The organism is Adlercreutzia sp. DFI.6.23 (genome assembly GCF_024462535.1).
GTDB classification, from domain to species: Bacteria; Actinomycetota; Coriobacteriia; order Coriobacteriales; family Eggerthellaceae; genus Adlercreutzia; species Adlercreutzia rubneri.
On sequence record NZ_JANGBP010000294.1, the window covers coordinates 1 to 346 of the forward strand.

Genomic DNA, 346 nt, shown 5'->3' on the forward strand with positions numbered 1-346 from the left:
AGCTTGTCGCGTGCGTTGCGCGCCTCCTCCTGGTACTTCGCCGGCAGGGTTTACACCGCTTCCACGCGCTCGCCGCCGTCCTCGAAATAGCGGGCCTCCATGCGGATGATGTCGATGACACCCTGTAAGTCCTCGGCCTGGCCGATGGGGATGGTCACCGCGCCGAGGCGACCGCCGAAGCGGGCGTGCAGCAACGCCATGGCGGCGTCGAATTTGGCGTTCTCGCGATCGATGTGGTTGATGTACACCGCGCGCGACAGGCGCATGTCCTCCGCCTCGCGCCACAGATTCGTCGTCATAACCTGGGGGCCGTCGACGGCGTCCACCACGAACAGGGCCATTTCGG

At 65.9% G+C, this 346-nt stretch carries 1 pseudogene; it reads right to left on the reverse strand.

Annotation, left to right across the window (positions count from 1 at the left end):
- Positions 1-53: 53 nt before the first annotated feature.
- Positions 54-346, reverse strand: a pseudogene (locus NE591_RS13435) (GTP-binding protein); the annotation flags it as partial.